This is a genomic window from Lacisediminimonas profundi (assembly GCF_008831265.1).
Lineage (GTDB): Bacteria > Pseudomonadota > Gammaproteobacteria > Burkholderiales > Burkholderiaceae_D > Lacisediminimonas > Lacisediminimonas profundi.
Genome location: NZ_VTTH01000002.1, coordinates 581,014 through 597,409, shown reverse-complemented (window position 1 = coordinate 597,409; position 16,396 = coordinate 581,014). Strand labels below are relative to the sequence as shown.

The window sequence follows — 16,396 nt, the reverse complement described above, 5'->3', positions numbered from 1 at the left end:
CAACAAGGACAGGGACGGCGCGATGAAGGTTTCCGAAATACTGAAGGTCAAGGGCAACATCCTGTTTACCGTTACGCCGGACGCCACCATCCTGCAGGCCGTCGATACCATGGCCGAGCACGACATAGGCTCGCTGGTGGCGATGGAAGGCGGCAAGCTGGTCGGCATCCTGACCTTTCGGGAAGTGATCACCACCCTGCACGCCAACCAGGGGTCGGTGGGCAATGAAACCGTACGCGCGCACATGGACAAGGATCCGGTCACCATCACGCCGGATACCGATATCAACGAAGTGCGCCGGATGATGCTGGAGCGTCACGCACGCTATGTGCCTGTGATGGACGACGGGACCTTGCTTGGAGTACTGTCGTTCTACGACATTGCCAAGGCCGTGCTGGAGGCGCAGGGTTTCGAGAACAAGATGCTGAAAGCCTATATCCGCGACTGGCCCGCTGAAGGCGACGAATAGCCAGCCGGAGTCACCCGGAGTCACCCCGAGGCACCCGGTACCCCGAGTCACCCCGGCGCCCCGGTTACGTCAGTCATGCTGATCAGGCACGGCAGTCCCGCCATACACGGCGGGATATTCATCACTATCATCAATAATCGAATGGCAGCAGCGGCCGGCCCGGACGCGCAGATGCAATGACCGAAAATCGACCCGGACCAAGCCAGTTCGCGCTGCTGCGCCAGCGGCGTTTTGCGCCGTTTTTCTGGACCCAGTTCCTGGGCGCCTTCAACGACAACGTATTCAAGACTGCGTTGCTGACCATCCTTACCTACGACGCGCTGTCGTGGACGGCGATGGATCCCGGCCTGCTCAACAACCTGATCCCGGGTCTGTTCATCCTGCCTTTCGTGCTGTTTTCCGCTACCGCGGGGCAACTGGCCGACAAGCTGGAAAAGTCGCGCCTGGCCCAATGGGTGAAGCTGCTGGAGATCGTCATCATGGCCATCGCCGCCTATGGCTGGCTGGCGCATCAGTTGTGGCTGCTGGTGGCTGCCGTGGCGGGCATGGGGCTGCACTCGACGCTGTTCGGGCCGGTCAAGTATGCCTATTTGCCCCATCACTTGCGGCGTGATGAGCTGACCGGCGGCAACGGCGTGGTCGAGATGGGAACCTTCGCCGGCATCTTGCTGGGCGAAGTGCTGGGGGCGGTGCTGGTGGTGCAAAAACCGGCGGGACTCGCACTGGTGGCCGGCGTCACGCTTGCCATCGCCGTACTGGGTTGGCTGGCGAGCCGCGGCATTCCTGTTACGCCCGCGGCGGTGCCGAAGCTCCGGATCAGCTGGAATCCGCTCAAGGAAACGGTGCGCAACCTGCGATTTTCCAGCAGCAACCGCGAGGTGTTCCTGGCGATGTTGCTGAATTCGTGGTTCTGGTTCTACGGCGCCATCGTGCTGGCGCAGTTTCCGCTCTATGCGCGGCAATATCTGCACGGTGACCACACGGTATTCGTCTTGTTGCTCACGGTTTTTTCGCTCGGGATTGGCGCTGGATCCCTGTTGTGCGAGCGCTTGTCCGGACGCCGTATCGAAACCGGTCTGGTGCCGCTCGGTGCGATCGGACTGAGCCTATTCGGAGTCGACCTGTTCCTCGCCAGCCTCGGGTTCACCGGCACCGGCTCGCTGGATGCGGCCGGCATGGCATTCGCGCCCGGCGGGATCAGGGTGTTGCTGGACTGCCTGATGATCGGCGTTTTCGGCGGCTTCTATATCGTGCCCTTGTTTGCGCTGATCCAGACCCGCTGCGACCCGGATCACGTCTCGCGCACCATTGCCGGCATGAATATATTGAATGCGCTGTTCATGGTCGCAGCGGCGCTGCTGGCGATGCTGCTGCTGGGGTTGGGGCTGACGATACCGCAGATATTCCTGGTGACGGCGGCGCTGAATGCTGTGGTGACCATCAGCGTTTTCATCCTGATGCCGGAGTTCCCGGAGCGGTTCGCGGCGTGGATCTTGCGGCGCCCCGGACCCGACCCAGACCCAACCGCGACCCATCCCGGGCATCCCCATCCGACCAGGCGCAACCCTGAGGTGACGGAGCGGTGACGGCTCCAGCATGACACTGGTAGAATCAGGCCTCTATCCATACGCATTTTCCAGGCCCACCATGTCCGGCAATACCATAGGCAAGAACTTCTGCGTCACCACATTCGGCGAGTCGCATGGCCCGGCGATAGGCTGCGTGGTCGATGGCTGCCCGCCCGGCATGGAGTTGTCGGAAGCCGACATCCAGCCGGAGCTGGACCGTCGCCGCCCCGGCACCTCGCGCCATGTCACCCAGCGGCAGGAGCCGGACCGGGTGCAGATCCTGTCCGGTGTCTACGAAGGCAGGACCACCGGCACGCCGATTGCGCTGCTGATCCAGAACGAAGACCAGCGCAGCAAGGACTACAGCAATATTTCGGAAACCTTCCGCCCCGGCCATGCCGACTACACCTACTGGCACAAGTACGGAATTCGCGACCCGCGCGGCGGCGGCCGTTCTTCCGCACGCCTGACCGCGCCGGCGGTCGGCGCTGCGGCAATTGCCCGCAAATGGCTGCACCAGCAGTACGGCACCCGGTTTTACGGTTGCATGAGCCAGATCGGCGAGCACGTGATCCCGTTCCAGTCCTGGGAACATGTGTCCGGCAATCCGTTCTTCGCCGCCAACGCCGATATCATTCCGCAACTGGAAAACTACATGGACGAACTGCGCAAAGCCGGAGACTCCTGCGGCGCACGGATTGATGTGGTGGCGGAAAACGTGCCGGTTGGCCTGGGCGAACCGATCTATGACAAGCTCGACGCAGAAATTGCCTACGCCATGATGGGCATCAACGCCGTCAAGGGCGTGGAAATCGGCGCCGGTTTCGCTTGCGTGGCCCAGAAGGGCAGCGAGCACGGCGATGAGCTGACTCCAGAGGGCTTTGCCAGCAACCATGCGGGCGGTGTGCTGGGTGGAATCTCCACCGGCCAGGCCATCAGGGTATCGCTTGGCATCAAGCCGACTTCCAGCATTCGCATACCGCGCCATTCCATCGACAAGGAAGGCAATCCCCGGATCGTGGAAACATTTGGCCGGCACGATCCCTGCGTCGGCATTCGTGCCACGCCAATCGCGGAAGCCATGCTGGCCCTCGTGCTGATGGACCACGCGCTGCGCCTGCGGGCGCAGTGCGGCGATGTCGCGGTCGATACGCCCAGGCTGCGCTGACCTTCCAGCCAGGAGTAATTTTCCTGTTGCAACATTTGCATTGCTGATCTAGCATTAGCCTATCCGCGCCACTCCGTGGACGTCGGGAGATCGAGCATGCTTGCCAGGGTTCGCGCTTCACCGGTATGGCCCGCAATGGTGCTGGCTATTGGGGGTATTGCGAGTACGTCAGTCCTGGTGGATTGGGTCAGTGACTGGGAGAGCGGGCTGGAACTCGCCAGCTTCCAGGGACAGGCTGCCGCGCGTGTCGACGCCATCGAGAACGCGCTGCATACCGCGTTGGCGGACCTCCATTCGGTAGTAGACTTCTTCAATGCGCTGGAACTGGACGTCCCGCGGGAGCGCTTCAGTGCCTTCTCCTCGGCCTTGCTCGCGCGTACGCCGTATGTACGCGGCTTCAGCGTATATCGCCACCTGCTGGATCAGGATCGCGACGAGTTCGAGCGCGAACGCGAGCGGCAGTTTCCTGGTTATTCGGTGCTCGAGGCGCGTGACGGCAAGTTGGTCCCGGCAGGACGGCGGCCGACTTACCGGGTGATTGACTATCTCGAGCCTTACGCGCCGATGAAACGTGTGTTCGGTCTGGACGCCGACACCGCGTCGCCATTGCTGATGCCGGCGGTGCGTCAATCGGCGCTGACCGGAGCGGTCCAGACAACCCCCTTGTTCGATATGGTGGTCGACGGCCGGCAAGCTTCGCCGCATGTGCTGATGCTGTTGCCCCTATACCGTGGAAAGCCCTCCAGTCCCGAACAGAGGCAGCAAATGCTGTATGGCTGGGTGTCCAGCATGCTGCGTGCCAGCGATCTGGTTGAAAGGACCGAGGCGGCGCATCGTGCCTTGTCGGGTTTTCAGGTGGGCTTGTATTCTGCGGAAAACGGCGCCTGGAAGTTGGCCAATGCGACGGCGGAAGTGACCCGGGGGGGCACCCCCAAGGCGGAGCAACAGCAGTCATGGCAATCCTATACCCGCTATTTCAGGGTAGCAGCCCGGGAATGGGCGGTGACAGTCAGGGCCCCCCATCCGTCGCTGCTCGAGGCGCATCTCGGCTCCATCATCGCCGCTGTCGTTGGCGGGATCACTACGCTGACACTGTCCATTTACCTGTACGCCGTGCGCTCGCGCTCGCGGCAAGTCGAAACCCTGGTCGGGGAACGTACCCGTGAACTGAACCGTGCCAATGCCCGCCTGGTTTCCGACATCGCCGCCCGGGAAGCGCAGAACCGGATCCTGCACATCGTCACGACCGGCGCCGGCTTGCCGGACATCCTTGATGAAATCATCTGCTTTGCCGAGTCGAGCCTCCCCGGTATGCGGGGTGCGATCCTGTTGTTGCACCAGGATGGCGGTGTGGCCCTGATTGCGGGCCCCAGCCTGTCAGAAAATCAGAGGAGCGTGCTGGCAAACTGGGTGGTGCAGTACCGGGATCAGTTGCGGCCGTGTCTGCTCGGGGAGGCGGGTGAACTGGTGTTGCCCGACTTGCGCGCAGAACTGGAATCCGGATCGGCAACCCGGGAGCTTGCGGCGCCGATTGCGCAAGCGGGTTTCAGCAGCATGGGGGCGTGGCCGGTCAAGGCCCGGCCCGAGGAAATGCTGGGCGTATTCCTGCTGCTGGGCAACCGGCGCGGCGAATGGTCTCCCGGGGACAGCGCGGTGGCGGGCATCGCGATCGACCTGGCCGGCATCGTCGTCGAAAGCCGGCGCTCGGAGGAACATATCCGCCATCTTGCGCACCATGACGAACTGACCGGCCTGCCCAACCGCGCGCTGTACACCGAGCACCTGCGGCACGCGCTCGACCATGCCCGGCGCAGCGGCATCCCGGTAGCGGTCCTGTTCCTCGATCTCGACCGATTCAAGACCATCAATGACACCTTCGGTCATGACGCCGGCGACGGCGTGTTGCGCAGCCTGGCAATGGGTTTCCGCTCTTGCCTGCGGGCGCCGGACACCCTGGCCCGGCTGGGGGGCGATGAGTTCATCATCCTGCTCCAGGGCTACAGCGAGCTTCGTTACCTGAGCGAGATTGCCACCCGGCTGCTGCACGAAGCGAGCAAGCCGTTCGAGATCGCGGGCCAGGAATGTCACCTAGGCGTCAGCATTGGCATCGCACTCTTTCCAGACGACGGCGATGACGTTGGCACCCTGGTCAAGAATGCCGACGTGGCGATGTACCGTGCCAAGACCATCGGCCGCAATAACTACCAGTTCTATTCGCCGGAAATGAATACGCATACGGTGAACCGGCTGGTGCTGGAATCGAGCCTGCGGCGGGCTCTGGAGCGCGAGGAAATCCTGGTCTACTATCAGCCAAAGATCTGCGTGGCCACCGGACGCCTGGTCGGCGCGGAAGCGTTGGTGCGCTGGCGCAAAGGCGAAACGGACCTGATGCTGCCGGCCGCCTTTGTGCCCTTTGCAGAAGAGATCGGGCTGATATCAAGCATCGGCATGCGCGTGCTGCATATTGCGTGCCGCGACGTTGTCCGCTTCCAGAAGGCCGGCGTCGAGTTTGGACGGATCGCCATCAACCTGTCCGGCCTGCAGTTCAACGATGCTCATCTGGCAACCGAGGTGCAGGATGTGATCCGCGAGGTCGGCATCAGTCCGTCACGGCTGGAATTCGAGATCACCGAAAGCATGGTGATGCACAACCGCGAACGGGCGGTGGAGCTGATGCAGGCCATTCGCAACCTCGGCATTGCGCTGTCGATCGACGATTTCGGCACCGGCTATTCCTCGCTGTCCTCGCTCAAGCGCTTTCCGGTCAACAGCGTCAAGATCGACAAATCCTTCATCGACGATTTTCCAGGCGACACCAATGACGCCGCCATCGTGCATGCAATCATCGGCATGGCGCATTCGCTCGGACTGCGTGTGACGGCCGAGGGCGTGGAGACGCTCTCGCAGCTGGAAACACTGCGCCAGTATGGCTGTGACGAATACCAGGGCTTCTATTTCAGTCCGGCCTTGCCAGCCGAGGAGTTCATCGACATTGCCGCCCGCCGGCCGGTGCCGATGTTGCCGGTCCACTGACACCCGGCGAGCTTGTAATCCCTGGCCGGAGCCTGGCTGTCCGGAATTTGCCACGGACCCGGCGGTTTGGCTCGGAGCGGCCCGGCATCGCGGGTAGAATACCGCCTCCCCGTCACCGCTGCCCCTTGGAATTCCGCTCGTGACACGACCTGCCTGGCCAGACCAATCCTTCAGTTTCGCGCTGTTCCTGTTCGCCTACTACGGCTACGTCGGGGTATTTTCGCCCTATGGAACCCTGTACTTTGCCGAGAACGGCATGTCGGCCGCCCAGATTGGCCTGCTGATGTCGCTGACGCAGGCGATGCGTATCTTCGGGCCCAACCTGTGGGGCTGGATTGCCGACCATCGGCAACAGCGGGTAATGGTGCTGCGTGCGACAGCAGCCGCCTCCGTGATTGCATTTTCCGGGCTGTTCGTGGCCAATGGATTCCTCCAGATTTTCCTGGTGATGATCCTGTTCAACCTGTTCACCAGTGCGCACGGCCCCTTGTCGGAGGCGCTGATGCTGTCACAGATGCGCGGCGACCTGACGCATTACGGCCGGCTGCGCCTGTGGGGCTCGGTCGGATTCATCGTTGCCGTTTCCATGGCGGGGCAGCTGCTCGACTGGTACGGCGTCGGCCTGGTCCCCTGGATCGCCATCGCGCTGCTGGCACTGGTGCTGTTGGCCACCATGCGCATGCGCGAATCGGAATCGCCCGTGTCGCAGCATTGCAGTGTCGTCCTGTCCGAGTTGCTGCGCCAGCGTGATGTCCAGGCCTTCTTCCTGTCGACTTTCCTGATGATTGCCGCCCATGCCGCTTTGTACGTGTTCTTTTCGCTGTATCTTGCGCAGATCGGATACAGCAAGACCGTGATCGGTCTGATGTGGTCGCTGGGCGTGGTCGCAGAAATTGCCTTCTTTTTCTGGCAGGCGCCGATCTTTCGCCGCTTCGGCATCGAACGGCTCATGATCGCGTCGCTGTTGATTGGCGTGGTGCGTTTCCTGATGATCGGCTTCGGCGCCGAGTCGCTCGCCTGGCTGCTGCTTGCGCAGGTGCTGCACGCTGCCACCTTCGGGGTCCATCACTCGGCTTCGGTGGCGACACTGCAGCGCTGGTTTTCCGGGCCGCTTCAGGCCAGGGGCCAAGCTTTGTACATCAGCGTATCGTACGGCTTGGGCGGCAGCGCCGGGGGGCTCCTTCTCAGTGTTTTTTGGGATACATTTGGCGCCCGGGCGGTCTATTTGATGGCGGCACTGTTCTGCCTGGCCGGAGCCGGCGCCGCTACTCTGTCGTATCGTTGGCAGCGCAATATTGGGGAATGAAAATGAAAAAATACCTGCAGAGGAACTGGATTCGGGCCCTGATGCTGGCCTCGACTGTGATCATCGGCACGGGCTGCGAGACTGTCCAGACCACCCAGGGCGGCGTGGTGGGCGTCAGTCGGTCGCAGCGCATGGCGTTCTCCGAGCAGGAGATCGAGCAGGCGGCCAACAAGCAATATGTGGAATTGATTGCCCAGGAGCAGAAAAAGGGCAACGTCAACCGTAATCCGGCGCAGGTGAATCGCGTGAGGACGATTTCCAACCGGCTGATACAGCAGGTTGGCGCTTTCCGTCCGGATGCCCGCAACTGGAAATGGGAAATGAACGTGCTGACTTCAGCCGAAGTCAACGCATGGTGCATGCCCGGCGGGAAGATCGCGGTTTATACCGGACTGATTGACAAATTGAAAGTCACGGACGAGGAACTGGCCGCGGTCATTGGTCACGAGATGGCGCATGCGCTGCGCGAACACTCGCGCGAGCGGGCGTCCGAACAGGCGTTCGCCAGCATGGGTATCCAGATAATTTCCGCAGTCGCCGGGCTTGGCGACCTCGGACAGAAGGGCATGGAATACGCATACATGGGACTGCTCGGCCTGCCAAATTCACGTGCGCACGAAACCGAGGCCGACCGCATCGGCGTCGAACTGGCCGCACGCGCCGGCTACGACCCGCGTGCGGCGATTACCCTGTGGCAGAAAATGGGCGCGTCCAGCAATGGCGAGCCGCCGAAGTTCCTGTCGACCCACCCGTCACGCGAAGACCGCATCAGCGACCTGACCAATTACTCCGCCAGGGTCATGCCTTTATATCAGCAGTCGAAACGGTAGCGCCCTGCAATTGCACCGCGTCCGGCGTTGCAGGTCCGGCATTGCAGATCCGTCATTTGCGGGCGTTGCGCTGCCGGGCCCCGCAGGCGTGGTTCCGCATTGCACGATATGGCATAATCGAACGCTTTCCGGAAGACGGCTCACGCCCCCTGTCACACCATGGCCAGAACTCTTTACGACAAGCTTTGGGATGCCCACGTAGTTGATACCAGCGACGACGGCACCGCAATCCTCTATATCGACAGGCACCTGCTGCACGAGGTCACCAGCCCCCAGGCGTTCGAAGGGCTGAAGCTGGCGCACCGTCAGCCCTGGCGCAACGCGGCCAACCTGATGGTCGCCGACCATAACGTGCCGACCACCGATCGCATCCACGGCATTGCCGATCCGATATCGCGGCTGCAGGTCGAGACGCTGGACGCGAATGCCAAGGAATACCAGCTGGCATATTTCGGCATGAACGACCGCCGCCAGGGCATCGTGCACGTGATCGGGCCGGAGCAGGGCGCAACGCTGCCCGGCATGACGGTCGTGTGCGGTGACTCGCACACCTCCACCCATGGCGCTTTCGGCTGCCTGGCGCATGGCATCGGGACTTCCGAAGTCGAACATGTGCTGGCCACGCAGACCTTGCTGCAGAAAAAATCGAAGGCCATGCTGGTTCAGGTCGACGGCGCGCTGCCGCCGGGCGTGACCGCCAAGGACATCGTGCTGGCCGTGATTGGCAAGATTGGCACCGCTGGCGGCACCGGTTATGCAATCGAGTTCGCCGGCTCCACCATCCGCTCGCTGTCGATGGAAGGCCGGATGACGATCTGCAACATGGCGATCGAGGCCGGCGCCCGCGCCGGCATGGTCGCGGTCGACGACATCACGATCAACTATGTGAAGGGGCGTCCCTTGTCTCCGGTCGGCCCGCACTGGGACCGGGCAGTGGAATACTGGCGCACGCTGCACTCCGACGCCGGCGCGCGCTTCGACCTGGTGGTCACGCTCAATGCGGCGGAAGTCAAGCCGCAGGTGACCTGGGGCACATCGCCGGAGATGGTGGTGCCGGTGGATGGCCGCGTGCCGGACCCGGACAAGGAAAAGGATCCGGTCAAGCGCGACGCGATGGAAAAGGCGCTGGCCTATATGGGCCTGAAGCCGAACACGCCGATTGCCGACATCCGTATCGACAAGGTCTTCATCGGGTCCTGCACCAATTCCCGGATCGAGGACCTGCGCGCGGCGGCAGCGGTGGTGCGTGGCAAGTTCCGCGCCTCGAACGTCAAGCTGGCAATGGTGGTGCCGGGTTCCGGACTGGTCAAGGAGCAGGCCGAACGCGAAGGGCTGGACCGCATTTTCCGCGAGGCCGGCTTCGAGTGGCGCGAGCCGGGATGCTCGATGTGCCTGGCGATGAATGCCGACCGCCTTGAACCGGGCGAACGTTGCGCCTCGACGTCGAACCGCAATTTCGAGGGGCGCCAGGGCGCAGGCGGGCGTACCCATCTGGTCAGCCCTGCGATGGCAGCGGCAGCCGGGGTCGAAGGACACTTTGTCGATGTGCGCGGCGCCTGAGCGGCGCGCGCCCATGAAACAGCAAGGGGAGAAAATACAATGAAAAAGGCGATCACCGTAGTACTGGCGCTGGCCGTATGGGCGCTGCTGGGCGGCTGCAACACGATCGACGGCATGGGCAAGGATGTGCAGCGCGCCGGCGAAAAAGTGCAGTCGATGACCAAGAAATGAAGCCGGCTGGAGCGTTGATGCATTGACGCATTGACGCATTGACGCTCCCACGCCGTGGCGGCACCACTCACAGAAGCGAAACCGAGATGAACAAATTTACCGTAGTTGATGGCATCGTGGCGCCGCTGGACCGCGCCAATGTCGATACCGACGCCATCATCCCGAAGCAATTCCTGAAGTCGATCAAGCGCAGCGGCTTTGGCCCCAACCTGTTCGACGAATGGCGCTACCTTGACCACGGCGAACCGGGAATGGACAACAGCAAGCGTCCGCTGAACCCGGATTTCGTGCTGAACGAGCCGCGCTACCAAGGCGCATCGATCCTGCTGACCCGCAAGAACTTCGGCTGCGGCTCGTCGCGCGAGCACGCGCCCTGGGCGCTGGAACAGTACGGCTTCCGGGCCGTGATTGCGCCGAGCTTTGCCGACATTTTCTTCAACAACTGCTTCAAGAACGGCGTGTTGCCGCTGGTGCTGACCGAGAGTCAGATCGATCACCTGTTCAATGAGGTCAAGGCATTCCCCGGCTACCGCCTGGTGATCGACCTGGAGCAGCAGACCGTGTCGACTGCCAACGGCAGCGAGGTCTTTCCGTTCGAGGTCGATGCCTTCCGCAAATACTGCCTGCTCAACGGGCTGGACGACATCGGCCTGACGCTGCGTCAGGCGGACAAGATCCGCGCCTACGAAGAGCGCCACCTTGCCGCCCAACCGTGGCTGGCGAATACGATTTAAGAAAAACACCGGATACAAGACGATGACCACGATGAAAATTGCAATCCTTCCGGGCGACGGCATCGGTCCCGAGATCGTAGCCCAGGCAGTCAGGGTGCTGGACGCGCTCGATGAAAAATTCGAGATGGAAACGGCGCCGGTCGGCGGCGCCGGCTACGAGGCGCATGGCCATCCCTTGCCGGAAGGCACGCTCAAGCTCGCCCAACAAGCCGATGCAGTGCTGTTCGGCGCGGTCGGCGACTGGAAATACGACAAGCTGGACCGCCCGCTGCGTCCTGAACAGGCGATTCTCGGCCTGCGCAAGAATCTCGGACTGTTTGCCAACCTGCGTCCTGCGATCCTGTACCCGGAGCTGGCCGGCGCCTCCACGCTCAAGCCGGAAGTGGTTTCGGGCCTGGATATCCTGATCATTCGCGAGCTGACCGGCGACATCTATTTCGGCCAACCGCGCGGCATGCGCGAAGCGCCGGACGGCCCTTTCAAGGGCGCACGCGAGGGCTTCGACACGATGCGCTACAGCGAGCCGGAGATACGTCGTATTGCCCACGTTGCATTCAAGACGGCGCAAAAGCGGAGCAAGCGGCTGACCAGCGTTGACAAGGCAAACGTGCTGGAGACGTTCCAGTTCTGGAAAGACGTCGTGACCGACGTCGCCCGCGAATATCCGGACGTGGCGCTCGATCACATGTATGTCGATAACGCGGCGATGCAGTTGGTGCGGGCGCCGAAGAAATTCGATGTCATCGTCACCGGCAACATGTTCGGCGACATACTTTCCGACGCCGCAGCGATGCTGACCGGCTCGATCGGGATGCTGCCGTCGGCCTCGCTCGATGCCAACAACAAGGGCCTGTACGAGCCGTCGCACGGTTCGGCGCCGGACATAGCGGGGCAGGGTATCGCCAATCCGCTGGCAACCATCCTGTCGACGGCCATGATGCTGCGGTATTCGCTGGACCGGGCGGCGCAGGCGGACCGGATCGAGGCCGCAGTGAAGAAAGTGCTGGCGCAAGGATTGCGCACCGCCGACATTTACGAGGCTGGCACGACCAAAGTCGGCACAGTCGAAATGGGCGATGCTGTGGTGAAGGCGCTGGCCAGTTGACATGATGGCGGTGGCAAGTACGTTTTTTGATGCGGGAAACCCCCGCAGCGTTTTCAGGGAAAGATGATGAAACTGGTAGGCCTGGTTGGTTGGCGCGGCATGGTGGGTTCGGTACTGATGCAGCGCATGCAGGAAGAGGGCGATTTCGCTCATATCGAACCTCTGTTTTTCTCGACCTCCAATGCCGGAGGCGCCGCGCCGTCGATGGCGAAGAACGAGACGCGCCTGCAGGATGCGAACGATATCGAGGCGCTCAAGCGCTGCGACATCATCCTTACCTGCCAGGGCGGTGACTACACGACCGAGGTGTTTCCGAAGCTGCGCGCAGCCGGCTGGAATGGCTACTGGATCGATGCCGCCTCGACGCTGCGCATGAAGGATGATGCGATCATCGTGCTCGATCCGGTCAACCTGGATGTGATCCGGAGCGCGCTTGGCAATGGCGTGAAGAACTACATCGGCGGCAACTGCACCGTCTCCTGCATGCTGATGGGCCTGGGCGGCCTGTTCCAGCACGACCTGGTCGACTGGATGACGTCGATGACCTATCAGGCGGCTTCCGGCGGCGGCGCCCAGCACATGCGCGAACTGCTTACCCAGTTCGGCACGCTGCACGCCGAAGTCAGGGACCTGCTGGCCGATCCGGCATCGGCAATTCTCGAAATCGACCGCAAGATCCTGGCCCGCCAGCATTCGATGGATGCCGGCGAAGTGAAGCAATTCGGCGTACCGCTGGGCGGCAACCTGATCCCCTGGATCGACAAGGACCTGGGCAACGGCATGTCGCGCGAGGAGTGGAAGGGCGGCGCGGAAACCAACAAGATACTCGGTCGTGGCGAGGGGTTTGGCGCCGCCGCCCCTGCGGCAATTCCGGTTGACGGCCTGTGCGTGCGGATCGGCGCCATGCGCTGCCATTCGCAGGCGCTGACCATCAAGCTGAAGAAGGATGTGCCGCTGGACGAAATCAACGACATCATCGCCAGCAATAACCAGTGGGTGAAAGTGGTGCCCAACACGCGCGAAGCGTCGATGACGGACCTGACGCCGGCTGCTGTCACCGGTAGCCTGAGCATTCCGGTTGGCCGCTTGCGCAAGATGCAGATGGGCGGCGAGTACCTGTCCGCTTTCACGGTCGGCGACCAGTTGCTTTGGGGCGCAGCCGAGCCATTGCGCCGCATGCTGCGCATCGTCCTGGAGTCCTGAGCGGGAAGAAAGGCGGACGCACGGCAGACTTGCCGCAGACTGGCTCCGGTAGTAACTGACGGGCTGAATCGTTGTTTCGAGGCAACGTTTCAGCCCGTTCTGTTTTCATGAAGACAGCATCTTGCGTCTATTGCACAAGCTGCGAACCTGCTTGCGCTTGCAGGGCTAAGTTCATGATGATAAGGTGAAACTTGCCCCTGCCAGCAAGGACAAACGATGCCTGCAATCATGCCGGGCCACGTTAAAACACTGCCAAGACATGCCAGCCAAAGATAAATGCACCACCCCACCACGCCGCCCACACTTCCGCATCAAAGCCTTGGGTGTCGCGGTCATGACTGCCGCCATGTTTTCGGGCGCTTCCGCCGCCGGTCTGGGCAAGATTACCGTCTTGTCCGGCCTCGGACAGCCGCTCAATGCGGAGATCGAGCTGACTTCGGTTGGCCGTGACGAGGCCAGTGGCCTGGCGGTCAAGCTCGCTCCCCTCGAAGCCTTCCGGCAGGCCAATATCGAGCTCAATCCGGCGCTGTACGGCCTGCGTTTTGCAGTGGAGCAGCGCGGCGCCCGTCACGTCGTTCGCATTACCTCGGCCAAGGCGCTGAACGAGCCGTTCGTCGACCTGCTGCTGGAGGTCACGAGCGCCAATAGCCGCCTGGTGCGGGAATACACCTTCCTGCTCGATCCGCCTGAATTGCGTAGTGTCCAGCCGGCCCAGACTGCCCAGGCACCTGCCGCCGGGCAAGCGCCAGCCAGCCAGGATGCCGCTGCCGCTGGAAAAACTGCAAGGCCCGCAAAATCCGACCCGGCCACGCGCGCCCAGTCGCGCCGTACTGCGGCAGGGTCCGCCGAAAACGCGCGGCGGCCGGCGCCGGCCGCAAGCCCCGGGACAACGAGCGGCCAGGAGATACAGGTCAAGCGCGGCGATACGCTGGGCAGGATTGCCGCCGATCTGAAGCCGGAGGGTGTGTCGCTGGACCAGATGCTGGTTGCCTTGTACCGGGCCAACCCTGATGCATTTGCCGGCAACAACATGAACCGCCTGCGTAGCGGCCAGATTCTGAAAGTGCCGGACAGCGAGTCTGCGGGTTCGACAACCCAGGGCGAGGCGCGTGGCGTGATCGTGGCCCAGGCTGCCGATTTCAACAGCTACCGCGCCAAGCTGGCGGGTCAGGCTGCGACCGCCGCCCCGCGTGGCACGGCCGAAGCCGGGCAGACCGCTGGCGGCAAGATCACCGCCCGCGTCGAAGAGCAGGCAACCCCTGCCAATACCGCAAAAGACCGGCTGACCGTATCCAGTTCCGGCCTGGCGCAAGGCGCCGCGGCGGGCCCCGAGGACAAGATTGCGCGTGACAAGGCAGCAGCCGATGCCCAGGGGCGTGTCAGGGAACTTGAAAAGAATGTCAGCGACCTGCAGAAACTGCTGGAGCTGAAGAACAAGGGCATGGCGGATCAACAGCAGCAGGCAGGCAGCAAGCCCGATGCCGCGATGGCAGCGGGCGCAGCCGCAGGCTCCGCAGGCGCGCCGGCCCCCGCCGGTGCATCACCTGCTCCCGCAGCGCCCGTAGCATCGGGGCCGGGATCAACGCCGCCCGCCGCCGCCGTGGCGGGTCCGACGCCGGCCCCGGCAGCGGTCAAGCCACCGGCCAGGCCAAAGATTGCTCCACCGCCCCCACCGCCGCCGCCGACTCTGGTCGAGGAAGTGCTGGACAACCCCTTGCTGCTTGGTGCCGGCGGACTGCTGCTGGCAGCGCTGGCGTGGTTTGGCATACGCATCGGGCGCAAGCGCCGCGAGCTCAGAAAACAATTCAGCGACAGCGCGATACTGTCCGAAACCGGGATGAAGACGAACTCGCTGTTCGGCACCACCGGCGGACAGAGCGTGGACACCAACAACAGCGTGTTCAACTCCAGCTTCACGCCATCCGCCAGCCAGCTCGATACCAACGAAGTGGATCCGGTTGCCGAAGCGGACGTTTATATCGCCTATGGCCGCGATGCCCAGGCGGAGGAAATTCTCAGGGAAGCGCTGCGCACCCAGCCCGAGCGTCATGCGGTGCGTCTCAAGCTGCTTGAGATCTATGCCAGCCGCAGGGACTTGCGCGCCTTCGACACCGTTGCCAGCGAGCTGTACAGCATGACCAAGGGCGAATGCCCGGAGTGGGAGCATGCAGTGGAGTTGGGCGCCACGATCGATCCTGCGAATCCGTTGTACGCCAATGCACGCAAGGACGGCCAGGCGGCCGCTCCAGTGACCAGGGCCGGCACCGACGATCTCGATCTCGATGCCTTGCTGAATACCACCAGCGGCGCTCATGCAGAAGGGCAGGATGACAGCGAGGGGCTGGTGTTCGATGACGCGCCGGCCCCTGCGGCCCCGGCGCCGGCAATGGTGGCTGCGCAAGCCACTGCGCCGGTCGCTGCCGTGGAAGCCCCGGCCGACACCAACCTGCTCGAATTCGACTCGCCGGAGCCAGTCCGCGCTGCAGCGGCACTGGCGGCACCTGATGCTCGCATCGAACCGGCGAGCGAAGGCAACACGCTGGACTTCGACTTTGACCTCGGCGACCTGACCCCCAAGCGGGTCGCTCTTTCGTCAGGTACCTCGTCCAATCTTTCGTCCGATGCTTCCTTGTCTGTAGCCCCCGAACCGGAGATCGCGTCCGAGTCGCTACCGGCCCTCTCCGACGAAATCGCGGCGCCGGTCGTGGATGCAGGAAGCGAGCCGTCGGCGTTCGACTTCAACTTTGACTTGCTCAAGCCGGTGGAGCCGCGCCCAGTCGAGGCTCTTCCTGCGATCGACGGGATGGACGACGAGCCGGAGGAGCTGGAAGTCGGCATTCCTGCGCTGACGCAACCGCTGGATGAAGCGTCGGACAGGGCGTCGCTGGCAGCCGGATTCGACCTGTCCTCGATCAGCCTCGAACTGGATCCCCAGGCAACTGCTGCCGCGGAGGAGCCGAAAGTTGCCGAAGCGGTCGCCGGCAATGCCGAGATGGCGACCAAGCTCGACCTTGCCCTGGCCTATCAGGAAATCGGTGATACCGAAGGTGCGCGCGAGTTGCTGGCCGAAGTCCTGAAGGGCGGGACCCCGGACCAGGTCGCAACGGCGCAAGCGATGCTGCTCAACATCGGCTGAGTCCGCGTCAGCTTGACGTCCGGGGCCGGAACCAGCCGCGCCAGGCCAGTCTGCATTCGCCAACGTGCGCTCCTCGCGGGGCGCACGTTTTGTTTTTCTCCGAGGAATCTGGC

Annotated in this window: 11 protein-coding genes and 1 pseudogene; all 12 read left to right on the top strand. The window is 63.0% G+C overall.

Features of this window, described 5'->3' with window-relative positions; genetic code table 11:
* The first annotated feature begins 22 nt into the window (after positions 1 to 22).
* Positions 23 to 469: a CBS domain-containing protein gene (locus tag FVE66_RS08410; RefSeq protein ID WP_151446941.1), complete on the top strand. Its 447-nt coding sequence runs from the start codon at positions 23 to 25 to the stop codon at positions 467 to 469.
* 176 nt (positions 470 to 645) lie between these two features.
* A pseudogene (locus FVE66_RS08405) lies at positions 646 to 1,965 on the top strand (MFS transporter); the annotation flags it as partial.
* A gap of 151 nt (positions 1,966 to 2,116) precedes the next feature.
* Positions 2,117 to 3,205 (top strand): chorismate synthase, encoded by a 1,089-nt coding sequence (aroC, locus tag FVE66_RS08400; RefSeq protein ID WP_151447256.1) that lies wholly within the window; start codon positions 2,117 to 2,119, stop codon positions 3,203 to 3,205.
* A 96-nt stretch (positions 3,206 to 3,301) separates the two neighbouring features.
* Positions 3,302 to 6,238, top strand: a complete 2,937-nt coding sequence (locus FVE66_RS08395; RefSeq protein WP_151446939.1) for a bifunctional diguanylate cyclase/phosphodiesterase — start codon at positions 3,302 to 3,304, stop codon at positions 6,236 to 6,238.
* A 139-nt stretch (positions 6,239 to 6,377) separates the two neighbouring features.
* Positions 6,378 to 7,544, top strand: coding sequence for an MFS transporter (locus FVE66_RS08390; RefSeq protein ID WP_151446938.1), 1,167 nt, complete (start codon positions 6,378 to 6,380; stop codon positions 7,542 to 7,544).
* Positions 7,541 to 8,374, top strand: coding sequence for a M48 family metallopeptidase (locus FVE66_RS08385; RefSeq protein WP_166454477.1), 834 nt, complete (start codon positions 7,541 to 7,543; stop codon positions 8,372 to 8,374). Before FVE66_RS08390 ends, FVE66_RS08385 begins: the two co-directional genes overlap by 4 nt.
* A 159-nt stretch (positions 8,375 to 8,533) precedes the next feature.
* Positions 8,534 to 9,934, top strand: a complete 1,401-nt coding sequence (gene leuC, locus FVE66_RS08380) for a 3-isopropylmalate dehydratase large subunit (RefSeq protein ID WP_151446936.1) — start codon at positions 8,534 to 8,536, stop codon at positions 9,932 to 9,934.
* Positions 9,935 to 9,973: 39 nt separating this feature from the next.
* Positions 9,974 to 10,105 (top strand): entericidin A/B family lipoprotein, encoded by a 132-nt coding sequence (locus FVE66_RS08375; RefSeq protein WP_151446935.1) that lies wholly within the window; start codon positions 9,974 to 9,976, stop codon positions 10,103 to 10,105.
* Positions 10,106 to 10,191: 86 nt separating this feature from the next.
* Complete coding sequence (gene leuD / locus FVE66_RS08370) at positions 10,192 to 10,839, top strand: 3-isopropylmalate dehydratase small subunit (RefSeq protein WP_151446934.1); 648 nt, start codon at positions 10,192 to 10,194, stop codon at positions 10,837 to 10,839.
* 31 nt (positions 10,840 to 10,870) lie between these two features.
* The gene (gene leuB, locus FVE66_RS08365) at positions 10,871 to 11,944 is read left to right on the top strand and encodes a 3-isopropylmalate dehydrogenase (protein WP_151447255.1); all 1,074 of its coding nucleotides are present in this window, start codon (positions 10,871 to 10,873) and stop codon (positions 11,942 to 11,944) included.
* Positions 11,945 to 12,010: 66 nt separating this feature from the next.
* Positions 12,011 to 13,147: an aspartate-semialdehyde dehydrogenase gene (gene asd, locus FVE66_RS08360; RefSeq protein WP_151446933.1), complete on the top strand. Its 1,137-nt coding sequence runs from the start codon at positions 12,011 to 12,013 to the stop codon at positions 13,145 to 13,147.
* A gap of 334 nt (positions 13,148 to 13,481) precedes the next feature.
* Positions 13,482 to 16,283 carry a motility hub landmark protein FimV gene (locus FVE66_RS08355; protein ID WP_206668729.1) on the top strand — a complete coding sequence of 934 codons (2,802 nt, stop codon included), beginning with the start codon at positions 13,482 to 13,484 and terminating at the stop codon, positions 16,281 to 16,283.
* The last annotated feature ends 113 nt before the right edge of the window (positions 16,284 to 16,396 follow it).